This is a genomic window from Pseudarthrobacter sulfonivorans, assembly GCF_001484605.1.
In the GTDB taxonomy this organism is placed as follows: domain Bacteria; phylum Actinomycetota; class Actinomycetes; order Actinomycetales; family Micrococcaceae; genus Arthrobacter; species Arthrobacter sulfonivorans_A.
The window spans coordinates 365,823-385,226 of the sequence record NZ_CP013747.1 but is presented as its reverse complement, the minus strand read 5'-3'; the positions used below and the strand labels follow the sequence as shown (position 1 = coordinate 385,226).

19 protein-coding genes are annotated in these 19,404 nt (G+C 61.3%); 4 read left to right on the top strand and 15 right to left on the bottom strand.

Features of this window, described 5'->3' with window-relative positions; all coding sequences use genetic code 11:
- Positions 1–72 precede the first annotated feature (72 nt).
- Positions 73–477, top strand: a complete 405-nt coding sequence (locus AU252_RS01670) for a MerR family transcriptional regulator (protein ID WP_058929243.1) — start codon at positions 73–75, stop codon at positions 475–477.
- A 706-nt stretch (positions 478–1,183) separates the two neighbouring features.
- On the opposite strand, the gene AU252_RS24080 is transcribed toward AU252_RS01670, so the two are convergent.
- Positions 1,184–1,600 carry a thiolase C-terminal domain-containing protein gene (locus tag AU252_RS24080; RefSeq protein ID WP_430929462.1) on the bottom strand — a complete coding sequence of 139 codons (417 nt, stop codon included), beginning with the start codon at positions 1,598–1,600 and terminating at the stop codon, positions 1,184–1,186.
- Here AU252_RS24080 and AU252_RS01660 point away from each other — a divergent pair.
- Positions 1,483–2,307: an alpha/beta hydrolase gene (locus tag AU252_RS01660; RefSeq protein WP_430929461.1), complete on the top strand. Its 825-nt coding sequence runs from the start codon at positions 1,483–1,485 to the stop codon at positions 2,305–2,307. The genes AU252_RS24080 and AU252_RS01660 overlap by 118 nt on opposite strands.
- A gap of 187 nt (positions 2,308–2,494) precedes the next feature.
- Positions 2,495–3,400 (top strand): long-chain fatty acid--CoA ligase, encoded by a 906-nt coding sequence (locus AU252_RS01655; protein ID WP_058929241.1) that lies wholly within the window; start codon positions 2,495–2,497, stop codon positions 3,398–3,400.
- A gap of 50 nt (positions 3,401–3,450) precedes the next feature.
- Here AU252_RS01655 and AU252_RS01650 read toward each other — a convergent pair whose 3' ends face one another.
- From AU252_RS01650 to AU252_RS24765, 3 genes are all read right to left on the bottom strand, one after another.
- A complete protein-coding gene (locus tag AU252_RS01650; RefSeq protein ID WP_058929240.1) occupies positions 3,451–5,607 on the bottom strand; it encodes an amylo-alpha-1,6-glucosidase in 2,157 nt (718 codons plus the stop codon).
- A 96-nt stretch (positions 5,608–5,703) separates the two neighbouring features.
- Positions 5,704–6,393: an aldo/keto reductase gene (locus tag AU252_RS01645; protein WP_276203736.1), complete on the bottom strand. Its 690-nt coding sequence runs from the start codon at positions 6,391–6,393 to the stop codon at positions 5,704–5,706.
- 38 nt (positions 6,394–6,431) lie between these two features.
- Positions 6,432–6,656, bottom strand: coding sequence for an aldo/keto reductase (locus AU252_RS24765; protein WP_276203735.1), 225 nt, complete (start codon positions 6,654–6,656; stop codon positions 6,432–6,434).
- A 658-nt stretch (positions 6,657–7,314) separates the two neighbouring features.
- Between AU252_RS24765 and AU252_RS01635 the strand changes: the two genes are divergently transcribed.
- Positions 7,315–7,623 carry a hypothetical protein gene (locus AU252_RS01635; protein ID WP_167349812.1) on the top strand — a complete coding sequence of 103 codons (309 nt, stop codon included), beginning with the start codon at positions 7,315–7,317 and terminating at the stop codon, positions 7,621–7,623.
- Between the two features lie 268 nt (positions 7,624–7,891).
- Here AU252_RS01635 and AU252_RS01630 read toward each other — a convergent pair whose 3' ends face one another.
- The 11 genes from AU252_RS01630 to AU252_RS01575 form a co-directional block, all read right to left on the bottom strand.
- Entirely contained in the window at positions 7,892–8,671 is a 780-nt protein-coding gene (locus AU252_RS01630) for an SDR family NAD(P)-dependent oxidoreductase (RefSeq protein ID WP_058929237.1), read from the bottom strand.
- A gap of 65 nt (positions 8,672–8,736) precedes the next feature.
- Entirely contained in the window at positions 8,737–9,957 is a 1,221-nt protein-coding gene (locus tag AU252_RS01625) for a cytochrome P450 (RefSeq protein WP_058929236.1), read from the bottom strand.
- A 370-nt stretch (positions 9,958–10,327) separates the two neighbouring features.
- Positions 10,328–11,029, bottom strand: coding sequence for a TetR/AcrR family transcriptional regulator (locus tag AU252_RS01620; RefSeq protein WP_058929235.1), 702 nt, complete (start codon positions 11,027–11,029; stop codon positions 10,328–10,330).
- A gap of 628 nt (positions 11,030–11,657) precedes the next feature.
- Entirely contained in the window at positions 11,658–12,857 is a 1,200-nt protein-coding gene (locus AU252_RS01610; RefSeq protein WP_058929233.1) for an acetyl-CoA acetyltransferase, read from the bottom strand.
- Positions 12,858–12,996: 139 nt separating this feature from the next.
- Positions 12,997–13,920, bottom strand: a complete 924-nt coding sequence (locus AU252_RS01605; RefSeq protein WP_058929232.1) for a fumarylacetoacetate hydrolase family protein — start codon at positions 13,918–13,920, stop codon at positions 12,997–12,999.
- Positions 13,921–13,954: 34 nt separating this feature from the next.
- Positions 13,955–14,485, bottom strand: a complete 531-nt coding sequence (locus tag AU252_RS01600; protein ID WP_058929231.1) for a YbhB/YbcL family Raf kinase inhibitor-like protein — start codon at positions 14,483–14,485, stop codon at positions 13,955–13,957.
- A 61-nt stretch (positions 14,486–14,546) separates the two neighbouring features.
- Complete coding sequence (locus AU252_RS01595; protein ID WP_058929230.1) at positions 14,547–15,917, bottom strand: CaiB/BaiF CoA transferase family protein; 1,371 nt, start codon at positions 15,915–15,917, stop codon at positions 14,547–14,549.
- Positions 15,914–17,095, bottom strand: coding sequence for a CoA transferase (locus AU252_RS01590; protein ID WP_058929229.1), 1,182 nt, complete (start codon positions 17,093–17,095; stop codon positions 15,914–15,916). Before AU252_RS01590 ends, AU252_RS01595 begins: the two co-directional genes overlap by 4 nt.
- Positions 17,092–17,568: a hypothetical protein gene (locus tag AU252_RS01585; RefSeq protein ID WP_205630620.1), complete on the bottom strand. Its 477-nt coding sequence runs from the start codon at positions 17,566–17,568 to the stop codon at positions 17,092–17,094. The genes AU252_RS01590 and AU252_RS01585 overlap by 4 nt, the downstream gene beginning before the upstream one ends.
- Positions 17,569–17,593: 25 nt before the next feature.
- Positions 17,594–18,121 (bottom strand): FAS1-like dehydratase domain-containing protein, encoded by a 528-nt coding sequence (locus AU252_RS01580; RefSeq protein WP_058929228.1) that lies wholly within the window; start codon positions 18,119–18,121, stop codon positions 17,594–17,596.
- Positions 18,118–19,269, bottom strand: a complete 1,152-nt coding sequence (locus AU252_RS01575) for a citramalate synthase (protein ID WP_099093361.1) — start codon at positions 19,267–19,269, stop codon at positions 18,118–18,120. The genes AU252_RS01580 and AU252_RS01575 overlap by 4 nt, the downstream gene beginning before the upstream one ends.
- Between the last annotated feature and the right edge of the window lie 135 nt (positions 19,270–19,404).

The window sequence follows — 19,404 nt, the reverse complement described above, 5'->3', positions numbered from 1 at the left end:
CAACTAGAATGCATCGTTGACACTAGTGTCAATGTCAAGCCGGCCACGAAAAAACTTCTGAAGGAACTTCCCATGCGTATAGGCGAACTCGCGAAACTCTCGAACACGCCCACGAGGTCGCTGCGCTACTACGAGGAGCAAGGACTCATCCGACCCTCCCGTCTCGACAACGGCTACCGCGATTACCAGCCTTACTTGATCGACCGTGCCGTGCAGATCCGAGGCCTGATCGACAGCGGTATCCCAACCAAGATCATCGCGCTGATCCTTCCATGCTTAGACACCCCTCGAGGCATCGTTCCGGAGGACATCGAGCCAGAGCTCGTCCAAATCCTTGCCCAGGAGCGAGACCGGATGACCCAGCGCATCGACTTCCTCACCCGGAACCGCGACTCCATCGCCACCTACATCAATGCCGCCAACGACGCACTGGCCACCCGGGCTGATAGCGACCACGGGACCGGCACCCCCGCGTAGCTCCCTAGCCGAGCGCTCGAGCGTTCTGCTAGAGAAGAGTTTTCACAATCTGCCACTGAAGTGGTGCCGTTTCTGTGGTGTTGGGTGTCAACATCTTCGCGGCCGACCCCTCTGAACTGGAGCCGCCACCGGTTGCGATCCTGCCGGGGCAGAATGGCGCGCATGCCGAAGGGCACGCTATTTTGATTGACGGAGACCAGGCGGCTGGCTTGGGAGTAAGGCAGCGGCCCCAGGATGCGCACCAGTGGTGGGCATCCCGGGCACCCGTTATCCTGCTTGAACCTGTACAAACCTCGGGCGACGGCCACTGGTTTCGTCCCGTTTTCTGTTCGATTGTTTGGTCGACGGTGAGCTGGTAGCCTCCGGGCACTTCGGTGACTTCGGCAACCGTTGCTGTCATGCGTATTTTTGCCCCGGCCGGAGTCGGTGCCGGAAAGCGGACCTTGTCGAGCCCGTAGTTCACCTTGGTTCCGACTCCTGTTACTGTAACGAGCAGATCCCGGTCGAAGGGACGGATCGACCGCGCCCCGCAAAGATTGAGGCTACTGAGGTGTGCGGACACGATAAGCGGCGCGGGCTCACATTGCCAGTCCTCCGAGAAAATCCGAGAGAATCAGCAGTCATTGATGCGTCGAAATGTCTATAGGCAGCTCGGCGGTATCTAACGGGTCCACGTCTGCTTTGTCCGTGGTCTTGGTACTGCTATCTAAGCCTTGCGGATCCTCAACTGTTCAGACTCGTGGAACAAGCGGCTTCCGCGTTCCTTTTCTTGGATGAGCCCGACTCCGGTTCCGTCTGGCATGGTGTCGTCCACAGTTCCGGCAGCCAGCACTTCCGCATCGCGGTACACCTGGACATGTTTGCCGCGGTGAAAATTGGACCAGTCGCCTCCTTCACCTTTGGCGCAGAATCCGTAGTCTTCAAGGGTGATCATGGCGGTGAATGAGTAGCAGTCGTAGAGTTCGACGATATCGATTTCGTCCAGGGCGACTCCGGCCATTTTTAGTGCCGCCGGCCCGGACTGGGCCGCTCCGGAAGGAAATGTGGCTAGACCAGTATGCCGAGGTGTTCCAAGCAGCTGGTTTATCCTGCGTCGTGTACGACCACCCCGGGTTCGGTGCAAGCGACGCCGTATCGGGCACTCCGCGACAGGAGATCGACCCTTGGATTCAGGTCCGTTTTATCCGGCACGCAATCACCTATGCGCAGGGCCGTGATGACGTCGATGCCGAGCGGATCGGGCTGTGGGGTTCAAGCTACGCGGGTGCTCATGCGTACATAACCGCGGCCATCGATCGTCGAATCAAAGCGATCGTAGGACAGGTCCCGTTGAGCTCGGGCTCGGTCTCCTTCCGACAACTGGTCCGCATCGATAATTGGGCTGCGATCGACGACATGTTCGCCCAGGAGCGGCAGGCCATCATGTCAGGGGCCGAACCGACTCTCATCCCTGTGGTGGACGAGGACCCCACAGCCATGTCCGCGCTGCCCACTCCCGACTCCTACCAGTGGTTCGAAACCACCTCAGCCGAGCGTGCGCCCTCATGGCGAAACGAAGTCACCCTGCTCACGCTGGAAAATTTTCGCGGGTATGAACCCGGAAAATGGATCCCTCTCATTGCTCCGACTCCGTTGCTCATGGTGGTAGCACCGAACGACCGGCTCGCGGCGGGTGAACTCGCGTGTGCCGCGTACGAGACCGCCGCCCACCCCAAGAAGATCCAGCTACTCAAGGGGGGCCACTTCGATGCATACACAGATAGCGGGTTCGAAGTGAGTTCGACGGCGGCCCGTGATTGGTTTGTCGAGCACTTGCTGACCAAGAACTAGGCAACGCGTCCGGACCGCTGACTCCTGGTTCGGATCGAAGAGCGGGCTACAGCTTCAATCGCCGGGCGGTCGTCCTCTTCTGGTCAGGGCGACCGCCGGTGATCCGCTGACATCAAACCCTCGGCGTTCACGGGGAATCGACTGGGGCGTTCTAACAGCGCCTCCATGACAACAAAGGAGTTGTGCCATGACTTCCACCAGCACGACGCAGATGCGTGTATTCCCTCCGCTCGATGGACTGGGCCAGATGCTTCCTCGGCTCGCTCGGCGTTGGCCAAACAAGGTGGCATTGGTGACGGACGAGCGTCAGCTCACCTTCGCTCAGCTCGATAGTGAGTCCAGCAGTGTGGCCGTTGGTCTCACCCGCCGTGGTATCAGTGCGGGGGATCGTGTCGCCGTCTTCGCCCAGAACTGTTGGGAATGGATCGTGTCCTACCATGCCGTGCTGAAGATCGGCGCGGTTGTGTATCCCCTGAACGTCATGCTCACCGGGGATGAAGTGAGTTTTGCACTCAAAAATTCCGGGGCCAAAGCGCTAATAACCTCAGCGGATCGGCTCGAAGCTGTCCGTGAGGCTTTGCGGGGCGTTGACACACTGACGCTTGTTGTCTCCTTCGATTCAAGCGATGAACATGCGTTGCCGTTCTCCACGCTGCTCTCAGAAGACGGTTCGGAATTTCAGCCCTACTCCGTGGACCCCAGCGCGCTGGCGTGCATCGCCTATACATCAGGGACAACGGGCCGGCCGAAAGGGGCCATGCAATCGCACCTCTCGCTTGTGCTCAATTGTGCCTACACTGCCACGATGCACGGTCGTAATGCAGACGACATAGTCGTATCCGCCCTGCCGGCAGCGCACGTCTACGGGAATGTCGTCATCAATGGCACTTTCATGGTCGGTGGCCGTGTAGTGCTGATGAAGCGCTTTGACGCGCCCCGAGCCTTGAAACATATCCAAGAGCACCGGGCCACCATGTTCGATCGTGTGCCCGCGATGTATGCGATGCTGCTTGCGGAAAGGTCCAATCACTCGGGGTCAGCGTTCTCGACCTCGCGGCGTATAGAGGAAATCGAGTCCGTTGCCGGGAAATGAGGCAGATGCGTATGCCAGGGATTTGAACAGGCGGCTCGGCTGGTGCCTCCCTAAGCCTTTGGGCGACGACTCGCTTCGTCCACGAGTTCCGTCATCCATGGCCGGTGCCCGCGGTGGAATTCGATCCCTTGGGGCAGTCCCTGGACGGATGGGACGGACTTGGCGATGTCGATGGTGATCCGGCCGCCGGCCAAAGGCGCGTTGGTGATGTGCAGATCGCCATAGGACTCCGGGAGTGCAGGATCCATCCACAGGCCTCCGCGGGACACGTGAGTGTCATATCTCATCAGGCTTGTCACCAGCAGGATCGGTGTGGTCGCCGCCCAGGCCTGGGGTGAGCATGCCGTTGGGTAGGGTACAGGCTCGGAGACCTGATCCCTGCTGAAGCCGCAAAACAGTTCCGGAAGGCGGCCGTTGGAGTACTCGGCCGCCTCAAACAGGGCTGTGGAGATCCGCTGAGCTTCCGCCACGAAGCCGTAGCGGAGGAGGCCGGCAGCGATGATTGCATTATCGTGGGGCCAGACCGATCCGTTGTGGTAGCTGGCGGGGTTGTAGGCACGCATGTCGCTGGCCAGAGTCCGCACTCCCCAGCCGCTGAACATTTCCGGCGACATCAGCCGTTCGGCAACCTGCGGGGACTTGTCCTCATCTACGATGCCGAACCACAAGCAGTGGCCCATGTTGGAAGCGCAAGCGTCGACCTGCCGCTTCTTCCCATCGAGGGCAACGGCGTAGTACCCGCGCTCGGGTATCCAGAACTGCTCGTTGAACTGTTTCTTCAACTTGGCCGCCCGATCGGCAAGCTCATCCGCCATGGCCGCATCGCCGGCGTCGTACGCCATCCACGCGCGGGCCATGTACGCCTGGTAGACGTAGGCCTGGACCTCGCAGAGGGCGATCGGTGTCTGGGCCAGGGTCCCGTCGGCAAAATTGATCCCGTCCCAGGAGTCCTTCCAGCCCTGGTTGATCAGCCCCTGGGGGTTGAGGCGTTCATACTCGACAAATCCGTCGCCATCCTTGTCCCCGTAATCGCGGATCCACTCCAGTGCCCGGTCTGCATGGGGCAGCAGGGCGGCGATGGTGTCCGCGGCGAATCCCCAACGGCTGACAGAGCCGAGCACGCCCACGAACAGCGGTGTCGCGTCGACGCTGCCGTAGTAGGTGGACTTGCCGCCCAGGGACAATCCGCTGGAAACATCCAACCTGACCTCATGCAGGATTTTCCCCGGTTCCTCCTCGGTCACCGGATCCACCACGTTTCCTTGACGATCCGCGAGGGTCTGGAGCGTGCCCAAGGCCAGCGAGGGATCCACTGGCAGTGCCATATGGGATGCCAACAGGGAATCCCGCCCGAACAGGGTCATGAACCAGGGCGCACCTGCGGCCACCACCACGCGGTCGGGGTGGTTCGGATCCTCGATGCGGAGCGCCCCAAGGTCGTCGTAACTGCGCCGTAAGGTCCGTTCGATTGACCTGTTTCCGATGTGCAGCACCGGAATCCTGGCCACCCAATCTTGCCGTCGCCGGTCACGGGGGGACAAATCGTCCCCGTCCGTGTGGATGAACGACGCGGCGGGACTGGTTCCCTCAGGGTCGGGCACCGCGGTGAGAACCGTGCTCCACTCGCCGCCGGCGGCAACGGACACGTCGTACGAAAAGGCCCGCGCGGTGACATCCGCTCCAGCAGCTTGGACGGCCATGCCCTTCCAGATATCCTGCCAGACACCGCGGATGGTAAGGGCGTCCCCTTCCGTTTGGCGGGTTTCGTCCCAACGCCGCTGTATCCGAGCCTCCTTCACCTCGAAGAGGTCCGCGAAGTCGGCCTCAACCCCGAGGGAAACCACGCAATCGACCTGCTCCGCGGAGTAGTTTCGGATGGTGACCTGCTCCTGGATACCCACCCCCACCTCGCGTAGCCTCTCCACGATCAGCGGGCTGTCAGCATACCCATCCGTGCGAGGAACGCGGCCGATAAACAGGGCCCGGTACGGCTCCTTCATCTCCGCCGCCAGCGGTTCCAACGCCCGGCCGTTGATGGTGAGGTTCCAGCGGGAAAGGATTCGAGTGTCCTGCACAAAAAGGCCATGCGGAAGTTCGGGATAGATGTCCCCATTCGACAAGGAGATGCAGAAGGACGATCCCTCGACCAGCGTGACCGTCCCGGCCCCTACAGGACCTGCCGCCGTGTCAGCATTCCATCCCGCCATCTCCGGCCCCTTCAAAAAAGAAGGTCAGTGCACCTTGGCCCAAAGCGGCTGCCCCCGTCGCTGCCGATTCTCCAATCGACGGTACTCCTGATGCCTTCAGGGTGCCAGAGGGAGGGAGTCTTCGGTGCGTGGAACGTCCATCTGTTCCATACAGAGTGAGGGACACTTGGTTCCGAATATCTGGCTGATTTGGGTTGATTCGGCTTGCTGCACACAGACGTCGGCCCCGGGTGCGGTGCTCGGGGCAAACCTAGGTGTGCTGCTGGGTAATTGTGCGGCGGCCTTTGACAAGGCCTCGAACTCGTCGTCGGTCAGCTCGATGGTCGCGCTGGTGAGGTTGTCCTCGAGGTGCCCGACGCTCGACTTTCGTGGGATCGGGAGCAGCACGGGGGAGCGCTTGAGGAGCCAGGCGAGGGCTAGCTGCGACGGTGACGCGTCGTGCTGCTTGTCGAGCTCAGAGAGCGGGCTGCCTTCACCGGTGAGCCTCCCGGTCGCTAACGGGAACCATGGGATGAACCCGATGCCCTTCTCAGTGGACCAGTCAAGCAGCTCCTCCGGGGAGCGGTCCGTGAGGTCGTAGAGGTTCTGTACAGAGACGATGGGTGCGATCTTCAGCGCTGCCTCGGCCTCCCCATGGTGACCTCGCTGAGGCCGATGTGCCGGATCTTGCCTTCGTCCTGGGACTTTCTTCAGCTCGCCGACCTGGTCTTCGAGAGCGGTATCGGGGTCGATGCGGTGGAGCTGGAACAGGTCGATGCGGTCGACCCCGAGCCTGCGGAGGCTCATCTCGGCTGCCGGAGTTAGGCGGGGCGGCCGACGGGCATTCAGAGGTCGGGACCCTGGCGGGCGAGGCCGGCTTTCGTCGCGATGACGATATCGTCAGAGTAGGGGTGCAGGGCCTCGCGTAGAAGGTCCTCGGTGACATCAGGTCCGTAGCTGTCGGCAGTGTCGAAGAAATTCACGCCGAGCTCGACGGCGCCCTTGATCACCCGGATGGCTTGGTCGCGGTCTTTCGGCTGGCCCCAGACGCCCGTGCCGGCCAGCTGCACCGTGCCGTAGCCAAGGCGGTTGATTTCGGGTCACCGCCGAAGCGGAAGGTGCCGAAGGTCGTTGTGGGACGGGAGGTGGCGTTAGTTGTGGTCATGCGGGGAGTCTCCTCATATTGTTGGGTTATGGACCCGCGAGTCGGGCGGCGTCGAGGTGGACGGCCTTGGCGGGCCCGTCCTCGTCCAGGGCGTGCGCGCGTCAATGCGGTCCTGATATTCGCCGGAGCGGGTTCCGGCGTTGGTGACGCGCACGTCCGGAGCCCGGACGTGTGACTATTGCCAACTTATAGGCTGGCTCGACGAGCCAGACGGCAGCAATGACGCTTAGTGAAACCGTGGCGCCCGCCACTAATCCGTCGTCCACATCGCGTTCAAACGGCGCAACGCGACGACCAGACAGTGCACCCGCGATACGGAAGGCGCTGCGTTCATGTCGACGCCGGCCGCACCGTGGATGGCGTCACGTGTCCGGCACCTTTAGGGCACTAAGACGAGCCGAATGGGATCGCCGATCTTGTCTCTCAGGCGGCGGACCGCGTCGTCTGCCTGCTCGAGCGGGATGTGGTCCGAGACGGATCGGGAAAGGTTGATGCGGCCCCAGCCAACCAGACGAACCAACTGTTCGACGTGAGGCGGGAGGTATCCGTAGTGTCCGTGAATCGTGTACTGGTTCCTGATCAGTGAAATAGAGTCTTCGACCGTGAACGGCTTGCCGCTCAAGCCCGTGATGGTCAAGCGCTCCGTTCGATTTCAGAAGTGGCAAGATCTGTTCGTCGATGCCCGGGAAACCGGCGAAGTTAATCGGAGCATCGATTCCTCGGCCGCCGTTGAGATGAAGGATCTTGTCGGCGAAGCCGCTTTCTGTCGGATCCAGGGATGCGTCGGCGCCGCGGCTAAGTGCCTCTTCCCGGGCACCAGGCAGGGGTCGACGGCAATGATGGGACTTGCGCCGATCATCCGTAATAGCTGAACTGCGTGAACGCCCAGGCCTCCCACGCCCCCCACTGCGGTGGACTCGCCGGCCTACACCTTAGCGGTGTTGGAGATCGCCGCCCAAGCTGGCCCCCCGATCACGCGGCCAGGCCGCCGTCTCGCGCCCTGGACCGGTGCAAGTTGTTTACTGCGACGCCGGCCCGACATCCTCCTCAGACGGCCGGCCCCTCGTCACAAAGACGACCACCGGGCGAGTGTCGTAACATCGCCCGGTGGTCGGTTTGAAATAGCCGTGATCGGGCCAGCTACTGAGAGGTCCATCCGCCGTCAACCGGAATCACGGCACCGGTGACGTAGGATGCGTCGTCGGATGCCAAGAATGCCGCAACCTTGGCTATCTCCTCGGGTCTCCCGGGGCGACCCAATGCCGTTCGAGTAGCAACAAGCTCGCCTAGCCCGGCTGCGAGTGCTTCGCGAATCATAGGCGTGTCCACGGCTCCGGGGCAGATGCAGTTGACGCGTATACCGTGTTTGCCCCAGTCGCTAGCCATGACCCGTGTCAGCGAAATGATGCCACCCTTGGCGGCCGTGTACGCGTCGGCGCCGGGCACGCTCGTCAAGCCACTGATTGACGACGTGTTTACTATCGTTCCGGATCGGCGCGCTGCCATGTGGGGCAGGACATACTTGCATGCCAGCGCGACGCTCCTGAGGTTGATATTGAGGATCGCGTCCCAGTGGTCTGTGGGAGTGTCGACAACGCCCGCCATCGTCAGACGCGATGACGCGGAGAATCCCACGCCCGCATTGTTGAGTAGTATGTCGACCTGGCCAAATCGTTCGATGGTACTGCTGACCATGGTTTTGATGTCCTCCTCGGAGGACACGTCAACTTTGAGTGAATGGGCGACACCACCGCGGTCCGTGATCAGCTCCGCGGTGGCGTCGGCAGCGGCCTTGTCGATGTCCGTAACCATGACCGACGCCCCTTCAGCAGCGAATAGCAGGCAGGCCTCGCGACCCTGGCCACCGCCGCCGCCTGTCACGATGGCAGTCCGTCCGGCGAAGCGTGCAGCAGTAGTCATGGTTCGAGTTCCTCTTCCTTTGGTTTGAACGGGGTGTGACCTGGAGCGGCTGCGAATACGTGCCGCTAGCGGATCACGCGAACTGGCAGCGAGTGGAGCTGGTTGATCCACACGTTCTGGCCGCGGCCGGGTTCACCGTTCAGCTCCAGCTTGACTCCCCGTGCGTGAAGCTCTTCGAAGAGGATGCTGACCTCGAGCTTTGCCAACGCACTGGCAATGCACTTGTGAGCACCACTTCCGAAGCTCAAGGTCGCCGTCTCGGGTCGCGAAGGGTTGAACCTGTGGGGTTCGCTGAAAACTGCAGGGTCGCGGTTGGCGGCGGTGAAGTACATCTGCATGACATCGTCTTTGCGGATTGTCTCGCCGAAGACCTCCATATCGCGCGTCGCGCACCTGACCATGTTCATCACCGGGCACGTGTAGCGCAGGAACTCGTCGACCAATCGAGTGCTGTTGCCCTCGGCGACCGCCTTGTCCGCAGCTGCGGCAACCTCCGGGTCCTCGACCACCATCCGCATCGACTGGCCAATGAGCGTGTGCGTCGTCTCGTACCCAGCCATCACGAGAAGCTGGACGTACTGCTCGTACTGGTTCTGATCGAGGTCCCCCTTCTCGACGAGTTGCGATAGAGCCGTGACCATGTCGTCCTGCGGGGCATGAAGCTTCGTCTCCTGCAGTTCCTTGGCATAGCCGAAGAATCCCTCCATGACCCCGAACATCGACACGCCAGCATCGGGCGCCATGGTCGCGGCGAAGACTGCGTCGACATGTTTCACGATGCGCTCTCGCTGATCGCGGGGAATGCCCATGACACGTGCGATCACACGAGCAGGCAGGTGGCGCGCGACCGCTTCGATGTAGTCGAACTCTCCCAGCGGTAGGGTCTCGTCCAGGATCTCGTTGACGATCTCACGAATCCACGGATCAAAATTGGCCACGACGCGTGGCGTGAATGCCGCCGTGGCCGCACGTCGGATCTTAGTGTGCCGCGGAGGATCCATGACCAGCATGTCATCGCGCAGTGCGGCAAAGGCACCGTCAGAGCCGGGGAACTGATTTCCGAGAGTAATGGTGAAGTCTGCTGAGTTCTTCTCGATCTCCACGATGTCGGCGTACCGGGTTACCGCCCAGAAGCCACCGTTGCGCGTACCAAAAGCAGCGGGCTGCCAGTACAGGCCCTCTCGTTCGCGGAGGACGTCGAAGACCTCGTGCGGAACACCGTCGGCGAACGTCTGCGGATCCGTGAGATCCGGAATTTTGGTGCTTTGATCTGTGGCTGCTGCCATGTTGTATCCTCCTTGACACGTCCGGCGGCGAATGCGCCGGGATAGAAACGATGCTATGGGCACCGGAGCTCACCTGTCAACCAACTAGATGAATGATTTGTGATCTGGTTGATTATGCGTTGCGATCCCCGCTGACTAGGACGACTTTGCACAGCCAAATTCGTTGCAATCTGGTGGTCGCCCGGTCCTGCTGGGCCAGGTTGCGCCCCTCCAACCAAGCCTTATGCGGGCGGGCGTCTACCCGGCTTTCGTCCAGGTCGTCATCCTCACCCAGTGCCTTGGTCGAGTCCTCGTCGCCAATGCGGCGCTTGATGATACATGACGTAAATTGCTGAGGCTTCGACTCCTCACGACCTCGTAAAGCATGAGCTCAATGCTCGGCGTTTACTGGGTCTTTCTCTTCGTCTAGGGCGACATCTCTTTCAAGACGTCCTGCACCGGTAATCGGATGGACAAGGGTGCGGAAGAACTTGTTCTGGCGAGCGGCGAACTCAGGAGAGTTTGGTTTGTCGCCAGTGATCATGCGTGTTAGTTGAGGGAAGGCGGCCGGCCCGCTGGCCATCAAGGTGAGGAACAGAGTGAGCATCGCCGGATCGATGCCTGGATCTATTTCGCCTCGATCTTGTGCTCGCCTAATGGTCTCAGTCTGCCGACCGACCGACTGGGCGCGCACTTCCTGCAGGCGGAGTTCGTCGCCGTCCTCCGCGTCGATTTCAAGGCCTTCCCAGATAAGAAGTCTCCGCCACCGCTCAACATCTCTCGACAAGTTGGCAAATCGATACGAAAGTGTGTCTTCAAGCTTGAGATTTTCCGTCTCAGCCCAGTACGACGCCATCTTCTCGACCATTTTCGCCAGAACCGCTTCGTAGAGGTTCTCCTTGCTGCCGAAATAGTAATAGATCAACTGCTTGTTGCACTTCGCCAGGGCAGCGATCTTATCGATTCGAACGGCGGCAAAGCCGACCGCGGCAAACTCGTCGGCAGCTACTTCCAGGATCCGCTGGTCCTTCGAGGAGGAGTCGTTTGCTTCTTCGCCGGACGTCGGCTTCTCTGCGTCTTTTCGTTTTGTCATAGGAGGCCACTTTGTCCTGGTCTTGGATCTGATGGCGCGATCGAACGCACTCGTCGTAAGATTCGTCGCCTTTGTTCTAGTCCTGCATGGAGATAGCGAGGCCCGTTCAACCGGTTGGATGAACGTCTCGATCGAATCCTACAACATGTCGGACACCCTGTTTCCTTAGCTTTGTCCGGTGTTTGCATGCGGAGCCGCTGCGAGAGCGGATGTCCGGTCGTCGGAGCCCGGACAGTTGGCCCCTGATTGGACCACGGGAATTAGCCTTGTTGCGGTCGGTCTTGGCAAATACGGGAGTCCACCCGCCAGATGTCGACGCCGTCGCCGCTATGAAGCATTTTTCGGCCCCTCCCGCTGCTTAGATGAATCCAGATTGTGGTTCCATCGTCGGTGACCTCGTCAACGCGTCCCGTCGCAGTCAACCTCTGGTTCTCGCGCAGCTCTACGAATTCGTCTTGCCACAGGCGACTCCACTGCGTCACCAGGTGTGGCTGCCATCGTCTGATCGGCAGGCTATGAGAGTGGTCGTCGACGACGGATGGCTGATTCGAGCCGATGCGGTCATCAGCAGCGAGAATAAGGGTCGTTCGTACCTTCGTAGGCTGCGGCTTATCTTCCAGCATCTGACTCACACGGCTTCGAGGACGCTGACGTAGTTGGCGATGCCTACACCGCCCATGTTCTGGACGGCGGCACGGCGGGGGTTGGCGAGCTGCATGTCGCCAGCCGTCCCAGTGAGCTGCATGGCGGCGATGACGTGCTGGGATACGCCGGTTGCACCCACGGGGTGGCCTTTGGCCTTGAGCCCGCCGGAGACGTTGACGGGCAGCTTGCCGTCCTTGAAGACCCAGCCTTCCTGCACAGCGCGGGCGCCCTGGCCCGGTTCGGTCAGGCCCATGGCCTCGTACATCAGCAGCTCGGCGATGGTGAAGCAGTCGTGCACTTCGGCGAAGTCCAGGTCTTCAAGCCCCACGCCGGCCATTCCCAGCGCGCGCTGCCAGGACACCCGGGTGGCGGCGAAGGCAGTGGGGTCCCTGCGTACGGTCGGGAAGAAGTCGTTGGCTTGGCCGAAGCCGGTCAGCTGTACAGGAAGGGTCGCGGCGGAGGATGACGCGGACGTGCAAAGCACGACGGCGGCGGCGCCGTCGGACACAGGGGAGCAGTCAGTGCGGCGCAGGGGATCGGCCACCACGGGGTTCTTGTCCGAAACGGTGCGGCAGAACTCCTCGCCAAGGTCCTTGCGGAGCTGGGCGTAGGGGTTGTCCACGCCGTTGCGGTGGTTCTTGGCCGCGATGGAGCCCAGCACGTCGCCCAGCTGTCCGTCGCCGCGACCGTAGCGCTTTTCGTAGTGCTTGGCGACGTCCGCGAACAGGCCCGTAAAGCCGGTGGTGGACGTCTGGCCGGCCATGTCGTAATCTGCACCCAGCAGGGCGGCCCCCACAACGTCGGCTCCGGCGTGCGTCATCTTCTCGGCGCCGATCACCAGCACGGTCTTCGCTGTCCCGGCCAGCAGGGCCTTGGTGCCCTGCTGGAACGCGGCCGACCCGGATGCGCAGGCGTTCTCCACACGCGTGGCGGCGACGTTGGCCAGGTCCGGCGAGACTTGCAGCGCCAGGGAGGATGGGAAAGCCAGCGGCATCAGGCCGGAGTTGAACTGGCCCAGGTAGATCTCATCGATCTGGCCGGGCTCGATACCGGCGTTGCTGATGGCTTCGGTGGCCACCTGGACGATCAGGGATTCGAGGGTCTCGTTGGTCAGTTTGCCGAAGCGGCTGTGGCCCCAGCCGGTGAGCAGGACATCCTTGCCGAACTGTTCCTTCAGGCTCATGCCGCGGCTCCTTTGAGAGCAGATAAAAAGGATTCATAGGTGACGGTTAACTCTGCCTCGGTGTTCTCGGCAGTCCTTCACCGTGGACATCTGGTGCGACGCGGTGGAGCCTAAAGTTGCCACCGTCCACCATCTTTCGCTAGGCAGCGGCTATTTTCGGCTTACGTGCCTGTGTCTTGACCGCGCCTGACATTTGGGGTGCTTTGACGGTGTTGTGGAGTAGTCCGAGGCCTTCGATTTCGATTTCGACGATGTCGTTGGCTTTGAGCCATAGGGGTGGGTCTTGGGCGAGGCCTACGCCGGCTGGTGTGCCGGTGGCGATGATGTCGCCTGGTTCGAGGGTGATGATGGCGCTGAGGTAGGAGATGGTTTCGGCTACGGGCCAGATCATTTTGGAGGTGTTGCTGTCCTGGACGGTGACGCCGTTGACTCTGGCCTGGATGCGGAGGGCCTGGACGTCGCTGATTTCTTCTTTGGGGGTGATGCCGGGGCCCATGGGTCCGAAGGTGTCGAGCATTTTCCCGGAGGTCCATTGGTGGCTGCGGAACTGGATGTCGCGGGCGCTGACGTCGTTGAAGACCGCGTATCCTGCGACGTGGTCCAGGGCGTCTTCGACGGTGACGTTTTTGCAGCGGGTGCCGATGACGATGGCGAGTTCTGCTTCGTAGTCGATGTCGGTGCTGATGCCGGGCATGAGGATGGTGTCGGCGGCGCCGATCAGTGAGTTGCGGAATTTCGCGAATACTGGGGGGAATTCGGTGACGGCGGCCGAGGCTTCCTCGATGTGTTCGAGGTAGTTCAGGCCCATGCAGAGGATCTTGTCCGGGTCGGGCACGGGCGGGCCCAGGTGTACTGCGGCTAGGTCAGTGGCGGATTCTCCGGTGGCCAGCGCTGCGCGTGCTTTGTCCAGCACAGTGGTGAGCTCGTGTGAGTGGTGGGTGAGCAGTTCCCGCACGGTGTCGGGGTAGCCGAGGTCGGAGCTGGCAATGACGGAGCCATTGTCGCTGAAGCCGGCACGAAGCGGCTCCGTCGAACCGTTGGGGCGAAACGAAACAATCTGCATGAAAAGTCCTTGTGTTATATGAAGTCTGGGAAGGTCAGGGCTGATGAAACGAGCCGACGAGCCGTGCGCGGCCGATGGCGTGCAAGAAGAGGTTGAATCCTAGATATGCGGGGCTGGCTTCAGCAGGGATGTCAAGCTTCTCCACACTCAGCGCGTGAACCACCACGTGGTAGTGGTGCATCCCGTGGCCGGGCGGCGGCGCCGCACCCAGGAAACCGGGGAACCCGGCATCGTTCGCCAGCTGTATGGCGCCGTCGGGCAGACCGAGCTCCGCTGCCCCGGAGGGCAGCGACGTTGTTGACGCCGGAAGGTTGAAGGCAGCCCAGTGCCAGAATCCGCTTCCGGTAGGGGCGTCCGGGTCCAGTATGGTGACGGCGAAACTCTTGGTTTCCGGCGGATACCCTGACCATGAGAGCTGCGGGGACTGGTCTAGGCCGCCCTCAATCCCCATCCTGCCGCTGCGCTGCGCCGGTGGGAGCGTCTGACCGTGCTGGAGCTCGGTGCTGGTTATGTCAAACTCGGGCAGCTGGGGAAGTGCTTCGTACGGATCACGCGATGATTTCATTGGGTGCTGTTCTCCTCGATAAGGGATGAATACTCAGTTTTTGGTCGACTACGCAATTCGTCTAGGCGTTTTCCTGCTGGCGGTTCGCGAATCGGGCCTCGCGGATCACTCGTCGGTAGTCTGCGTCAACCGACGAGTAGACACCGCGTTTAAGGTAGACATCCAGGTTGAACGGACTCGCCTGTATCGGCTTGCGAGGACCATCGGTCACAACACCCGCCCGTATCAAGGCGACTTGTTCCTCGCCGGGAACGCCTAGCTCGTCCAGAATCTCCGTGTTGTGTTCCCCGTATCTCGGTGCCCGGGACCGCACGTAGACCTTACTGCCTCCTGCTTCCCATAGATACGGTGTCCCTATGACCGGACGTTCGTCGGTGCTCTCGTCGACGTTCACCCATTCGTAAAATCCTCGATGGGCGAGCTGAGTGTCGAGGACCAAGTCCCGTGCGTCGTTCACGGGTGCGGCAGTAGCGCCCCAGGCATGGAGGGATTCGATGAGAGTCTCGGGGTCATGCGCCAGCACCCAGGCCGCGAGGATTTGGCGGCGGGCAGCCCTGCCGGCAGCTCCGTCCAGGGATGCCGGTACGACGTCCGGGTCCCATGCTCGTTCGTCTGTGCTGATGGCGACCCATCGCCCGCTTTCGGCGGTCTCGAAGACACCGCTGAGGTAGGCTTGCAGCTCGTCATTGCCGCGGCGTCCAATATCGGTCTCACCGGCTTGGGTCGCGATGAGCGCTTCAGGGATCACAGCTGCTCCTAGCTGGTACATCCCCATATCGATCCACTGTCCCTCGCCCGTCCGGTGCCGATGCACCAGAGCGGCCATGATGGCAGTGGCACCCGTCCAGGCAGCTAGGAAGTCGGGGTAGGACTGACCAATTTTGGTGGGCGGTTCCCCGCGGTATCCGGAGTAGCCGCCCACCCCCATGGTGTACTCGAGTGTGGTTCCCTGCGCCTTGTATTCAGACCACGGTCCGGTCGAGCCGTAGCCGCTGTTGGAGAGGTGAATGAGTCCGCGGTTGTTTTCAGCAAGGACGTCATATGTTAGGCCCCACCCGCGCAGCACCCTCGGCGTGAAATTGTCGAGAAGGATGTCTGCTCCGTCGACGAGATCCCGGAGTATCTTACGTCCGGCGTCAGCCTTGAGGTCGAGAATCAGAGAACGCTTACCTCGATTGATGACGTGGAAGGTCCCGGACCGGTCCCAGGGTTGTTCGGTCGGTACATTGTCCAACCAGGGACCATATGCACCTCCGCGTGTCTGGTCGAGGCGTTCGGGGGACTCGATTTTGATGACATCGGCGCCCATGTCGCTAAGCAGCCCCCCAATGTAGGGCACTGCGAAAACGGTAGATAGATCGATTACGCGCAAGCCGCTGAGAGGCCCTTCGGAGGTGTTGGTCGAGGTGAAGCCACTGGGGTCGATAATCACCGAACGCTCCCTACCGGCAAACTTGCCATCTCAGTAATGGTGTCCTGGCCCAGTTCCGGCGCCCACGAACGGATTTTCACGGGAGTGCGCGAGAGGGAAACCATGCCTGCTGGGAGTTTCCATGGTTGTCCGTCGGCGGCTCGGCTGTTGGGAACCTCAGCCCAAACCTGTCGGGCCTGGAGCTGCGGGCAGTCCAGCAGGTGCTGCGCAGTCTGGACGAACCCGGCGAGCAAGCCGGCGTCGGATGCTTGCTGGAATAGTGCTCGCCCTTCCCATCCGGTGATGGCTTCCTCGAGGATGTTGATTAGGTCCTTCACGTGCTGAAGGCGGTCCTCGGCGGTAGCGAAGCGCGCGTCCTTTAGCCGTTCGTCTCCCAGGATTTCTGCGAAGGCTGAGACAGGTATCAGTGCACTGGTTTGCAGGGTGACATATGCGTCGCTGGCCAGTAGCGGCTCCCCGTAGGTCAGGGGGTCCTTGAATTCCGACTGCCTGGCTTGGATGGCGCCGAGGAACGCGTACGTAGGTTGGTTGAAGACCAGCTCTGAGGAGAGGACATCTCGGATGGCCAGGTCGATAAGGGCGCCCGTACCCTTTGTGAGGGAGCTGAAGTACGAGGCAAGGGCTAGGTAGGCGGCGTTTATCCCTGCGGTGTAGTTGGACTGGCGTAGTCCTCGCATGAGCGGTTCACGCTCGCTCGAACCGCTAATGGCCATAAGGCCGCTCATTGCCTGGAGAATCAATTCCGAGCTGGACCAATCAGACTGTGGCCCGTTCAGGCCGAACGGAGTGATGCACAGGACGGTCAGCTCGGGTATGTCTGCGTGCAGCTCTGACGGGACGATTGTCCAACCAGCGATGCTCGGTTTATCATCACCGAGGATCACGATGTCGGCTCGACTCAAGAGGTGTTGGAGGGCCGCGGGATCGTTTTCCGAATCGACAACGACTGAACGCTTGTTCCAGTTCAGGTAGGTGAAGAGAGCGCTTACGTCAGAAGGTGCACCGTCTGCAGTGTCCATGAAGGGCGCGTGCTTTCGCAGCTCGTCGCCGGCGAGGGGTTCTACCTTGATGACTTCTGCCCCGAAGTCACCCAGAATCCTCGCGGCGAAGGACGAGGCGATGCCGCCGCTGAGCTCAAGGACCCTGACTCCAGTCAGTGCGCCGCGTTGCTCGTTCATGACAGGGCCGGGAACGGGTAGGGGACGGCCATCGTGAGCGGGAAGACTACGGTTGCGGAACCCGGCGTGCTCTCCACGCCGTGCTCGTTGCGGATGCCTGTTTCCAGCTCCACGTAGCCCAGGCCGTCCACATTCGAGGTCTTCACCACCCGTCCCCAGGCGGTGAGGGTCGAACCGACGACGTCCATCTGACGGAACTCGAACGCGACGCGAAGCAGCCAACCGTCGGGCTCAGCCCACTCTCGAAGACCTTGAACAACGAAGTGTTGCTTCCAGCTGCCGTTGACCAGCAGGTCGGGCAACTTCTCGTGCTCCAATGCGAAGGGCTTGTCGTAATGGATGCGATGCCAGTTCTCAATGGCTGATGACCACCGCATTAGATGAACCGGGGTCATTGGTCCGCGCACGAGATCGGGAATGTCGTCACCGATGGTGATTGACGAGAACCGGTCGGCCAGGGTCTCTGCTTTCAAGGGTGCCTCCAAGGTGCTTTACCGGCTATCGGTAGATGAGCGAGTTCGTTACGTGAGAAAGAAGATGATCGTGCTGGTTCTTATAGACGGTGAGCACCCGGACGATGACCATTGGTCCGGTGCGACCCTCGCGCTCGACAATCTCGACGTACTCGGACTGCGCGCTGATTACGTCGCCAATCGTGGGCAATTGATAAAACTCGGCTGACGTGCCGCCGTTCAGTAGCCGGCCCAGCGATATAGGTACGGGGGGCAACTGACCGAACAACTCGCCCGCAGCACCGTCCCAATCGGCGTCAACGTTCAACTGTTCCAACGGGTCTGCGTGGGCACCAGATGGACGAACGAACGCGTGGGACGGCCACAAGGGAGGAGCGACCACCTGCCCGTATCGCGATGCCTGGGCAGAAGCCTCATCCCAGTGGACAGGATTGCCTTCCATGACTCCATGCACGAACCGGCGCAGTGTACTGGCGTCCAAGGGGAGCGGAGCAACCCTTAAGGATCCCTTGACGCCCACCATGGCGAGAACCTCGTCATCCACAATGCTCATCGAGCGATCCCGCCACTTACCAGCCCTGATTCCTCAGTGACGCTCGCGGGCTCCCTTAGATCGGGTGCTGGTATGGGTTCACGCCAAGGACGCATCTGGTGAGCGGCAACTGCTGGGCCGAGCTTGAAGTGTTCGGCCTCCGCATGCGTCTCTATTAGAGGGAGGTTCGGGTCGTAGAACTGGTCTGCGCTGCGCGGCAGGGGGCCCGCCTTCGACACGTGGCCTGGGGTGGCGCGTTGCAGGACGTCTTCCAGCAGCCACACAGCGTCAATCAGCCTGTCGATTTTCACGCCCGTGGAGATGCCCATGTTTTCAAGCATGTTCACCACGTCCTCAGTTGCTGCCATCCCAGTTGCGCGCCCATTGCCGCAGTACGGGCAGCCCCCTATGCCGCCGAAGGTGACGTCGAGGAACAAGGTGTGACGGCTGTCCAGCACCCTGAGCGCTGCGTATATCGAGGGCAGTGCCATGGCACGCGCGTCGTGGAGGTGCAGATGGAATTCGGTGATGCCGGGCCACCTTTCGAGTACACGGGAGAGTGTGGACTCGACTTCGTCGGGCATGCACCAGCTCATGGGGTCGGCCAGAGCAAGGAACGTCACCGGGATGCCTGCGTCGTCCCACAGTGCGTGCTGTCGCGCGATGATGTCGATTCGCTCACCCTCAGAACGGTGGCCGGAGAAGTTCGAGCCCCACGCTGCGCCGAGGGCAATGCCCGCTTTCGGCGCGCCACTTTCTACCGCTCGTGTGACGATCTCGGGCCATCGATCGATCTCTTGCTGCTGCGTCATGTTGGCGTTGCGCCGAATGAAGGTGTCGCACAGATGGACCAACGTGGACGGCGGATAAGGCGAAGGGGACAGCGGGGGCGTGAACTCGGCCGCACGCTCCTTGCCTCGCTGGTTCAACGCCAGGGCGAGATAGCGCACTCCGGGCGCGGGTGTGAACCGCTTGAGCAGTTCCTCGATTTGAGCCATCTGCGGGGTGTACTTCGGGCTGACGAATGAGCCGACCACGATGGACTCGAGACCCGTCGCGGACAACGCGTCCAGGAGGCGAACTTTGTCATCGATGGAGATGTTCACCGACTCGATTTGCATGCCTTCGCGCATGCCTTCCTCATTGAGCCTCACAACTGGAAAACTCATCACACCATCCCTATCTGAATTCGGCGGGCCACGGAACGTTCTCCGCGACCTAACCGTTTATGCGAATGCCCCTTCCCAACAGGTGAGAAGAGGTCGAAGCCTTGTGCTGCACCGCATCAGCGCTAGCAAGTGTTG

Excerpts from the sequence above, each read along its gene's own strand:
- AU252_RS01590 (WP_058929229.1), bottom strand. The coding sequence starts at position 17,095 with ATGAACGAGCAACGCGGCGCACTGACTGGAGTCAGGGTCCTTGAGCTC.
- AU252_RS01575 (WP_099093361.1), bottom strand. The coding sequence starts at position 19,269 with ATGAGTTTTCCAGTTGTGAGGCTCAATGAGGAAGGCATGCGCGAAGGC.
- AU252_RS01625 (WP_058929236.1), bottom strand. The coding sequence starts at position 9,957 with ATGGCAGCAGCCACAGATCAAAGCACCAAAATTCCGGATCTCACGGAT.
- AU252_RS01655 (WP_058929241.1), top strand. The coding sequence starts at position 2,495 with ATGACTTCCACCAGCACGACGCAGATGCGTGTATTCCCTCCGCTCGAT.
- AU252_RS01610 (WP_058929233.1), bottom strand. The coding sequence starts at position 12,857 with ATGAGCCTGAAGGAACAGTTCGGCAAGGATGTCCTGCTCACCGGCTGG.
- AU252_RS01630 (WP_058929237.1), bottom strand. The coding sequence starts at position 8,671 with ATGACTACTGCTGCACGCTTCGCCGGACGGACTGCCATCGTGACAGGC.
- AU252_RS01650 (WP_058929240.1), bottom strand. The coding sequence starts at position 5,607 with ATGGCGGGATGGAATGCTGACACGGCGGCAGGTCCTGTAGGGGCCGGG.
- AU252_RS01580 (WP_058929228.1), bottom strand. The coding sequence starts at position 18,121 with ATGAGCATTGTGGATGACGAGGTTCTCGCCATGGTGGGCGTCAAGGGA.
- AU252_RS01645 (WP_276203736.1), bottom strand. The coding sequence starts at position 6,393 with ATGAGCCTCCGCAGGCTCGGGGTCGACCGCATCGACCTGTTCCAGCTC.
- AU252_RS01620 (WP_058929235.1), bottom strand. The coding sequence starts at position 11,029 with ATGACAAAACGAAAAGACGCAGAGAAGCCGACGTCCGGCGAAGAAGCA.
- AU252_RS01670 (WP_058929243.1), top strand. The coding sequence starts at position 73 with ATGCGTATAGGCGAACTCGCGAAACTCTCGAACACGCCCACGAGGTCG.
- AU252_RS01600 (WP_058929231.1), bottom strand. The coding sequence starts at position 14,485 with ATGAAATCATCGCGTGATCCGTACGAAGCACTTCCCCAGCTGCCCGAG.
- AU252_RS01605 (WP_058929232.1), bottom strand. The coding sequence starts at position 13,920 with ATGCAGATTGTTTCGTTTCGCCCCAACGGTTCGACGGAGCCGCTTCGT.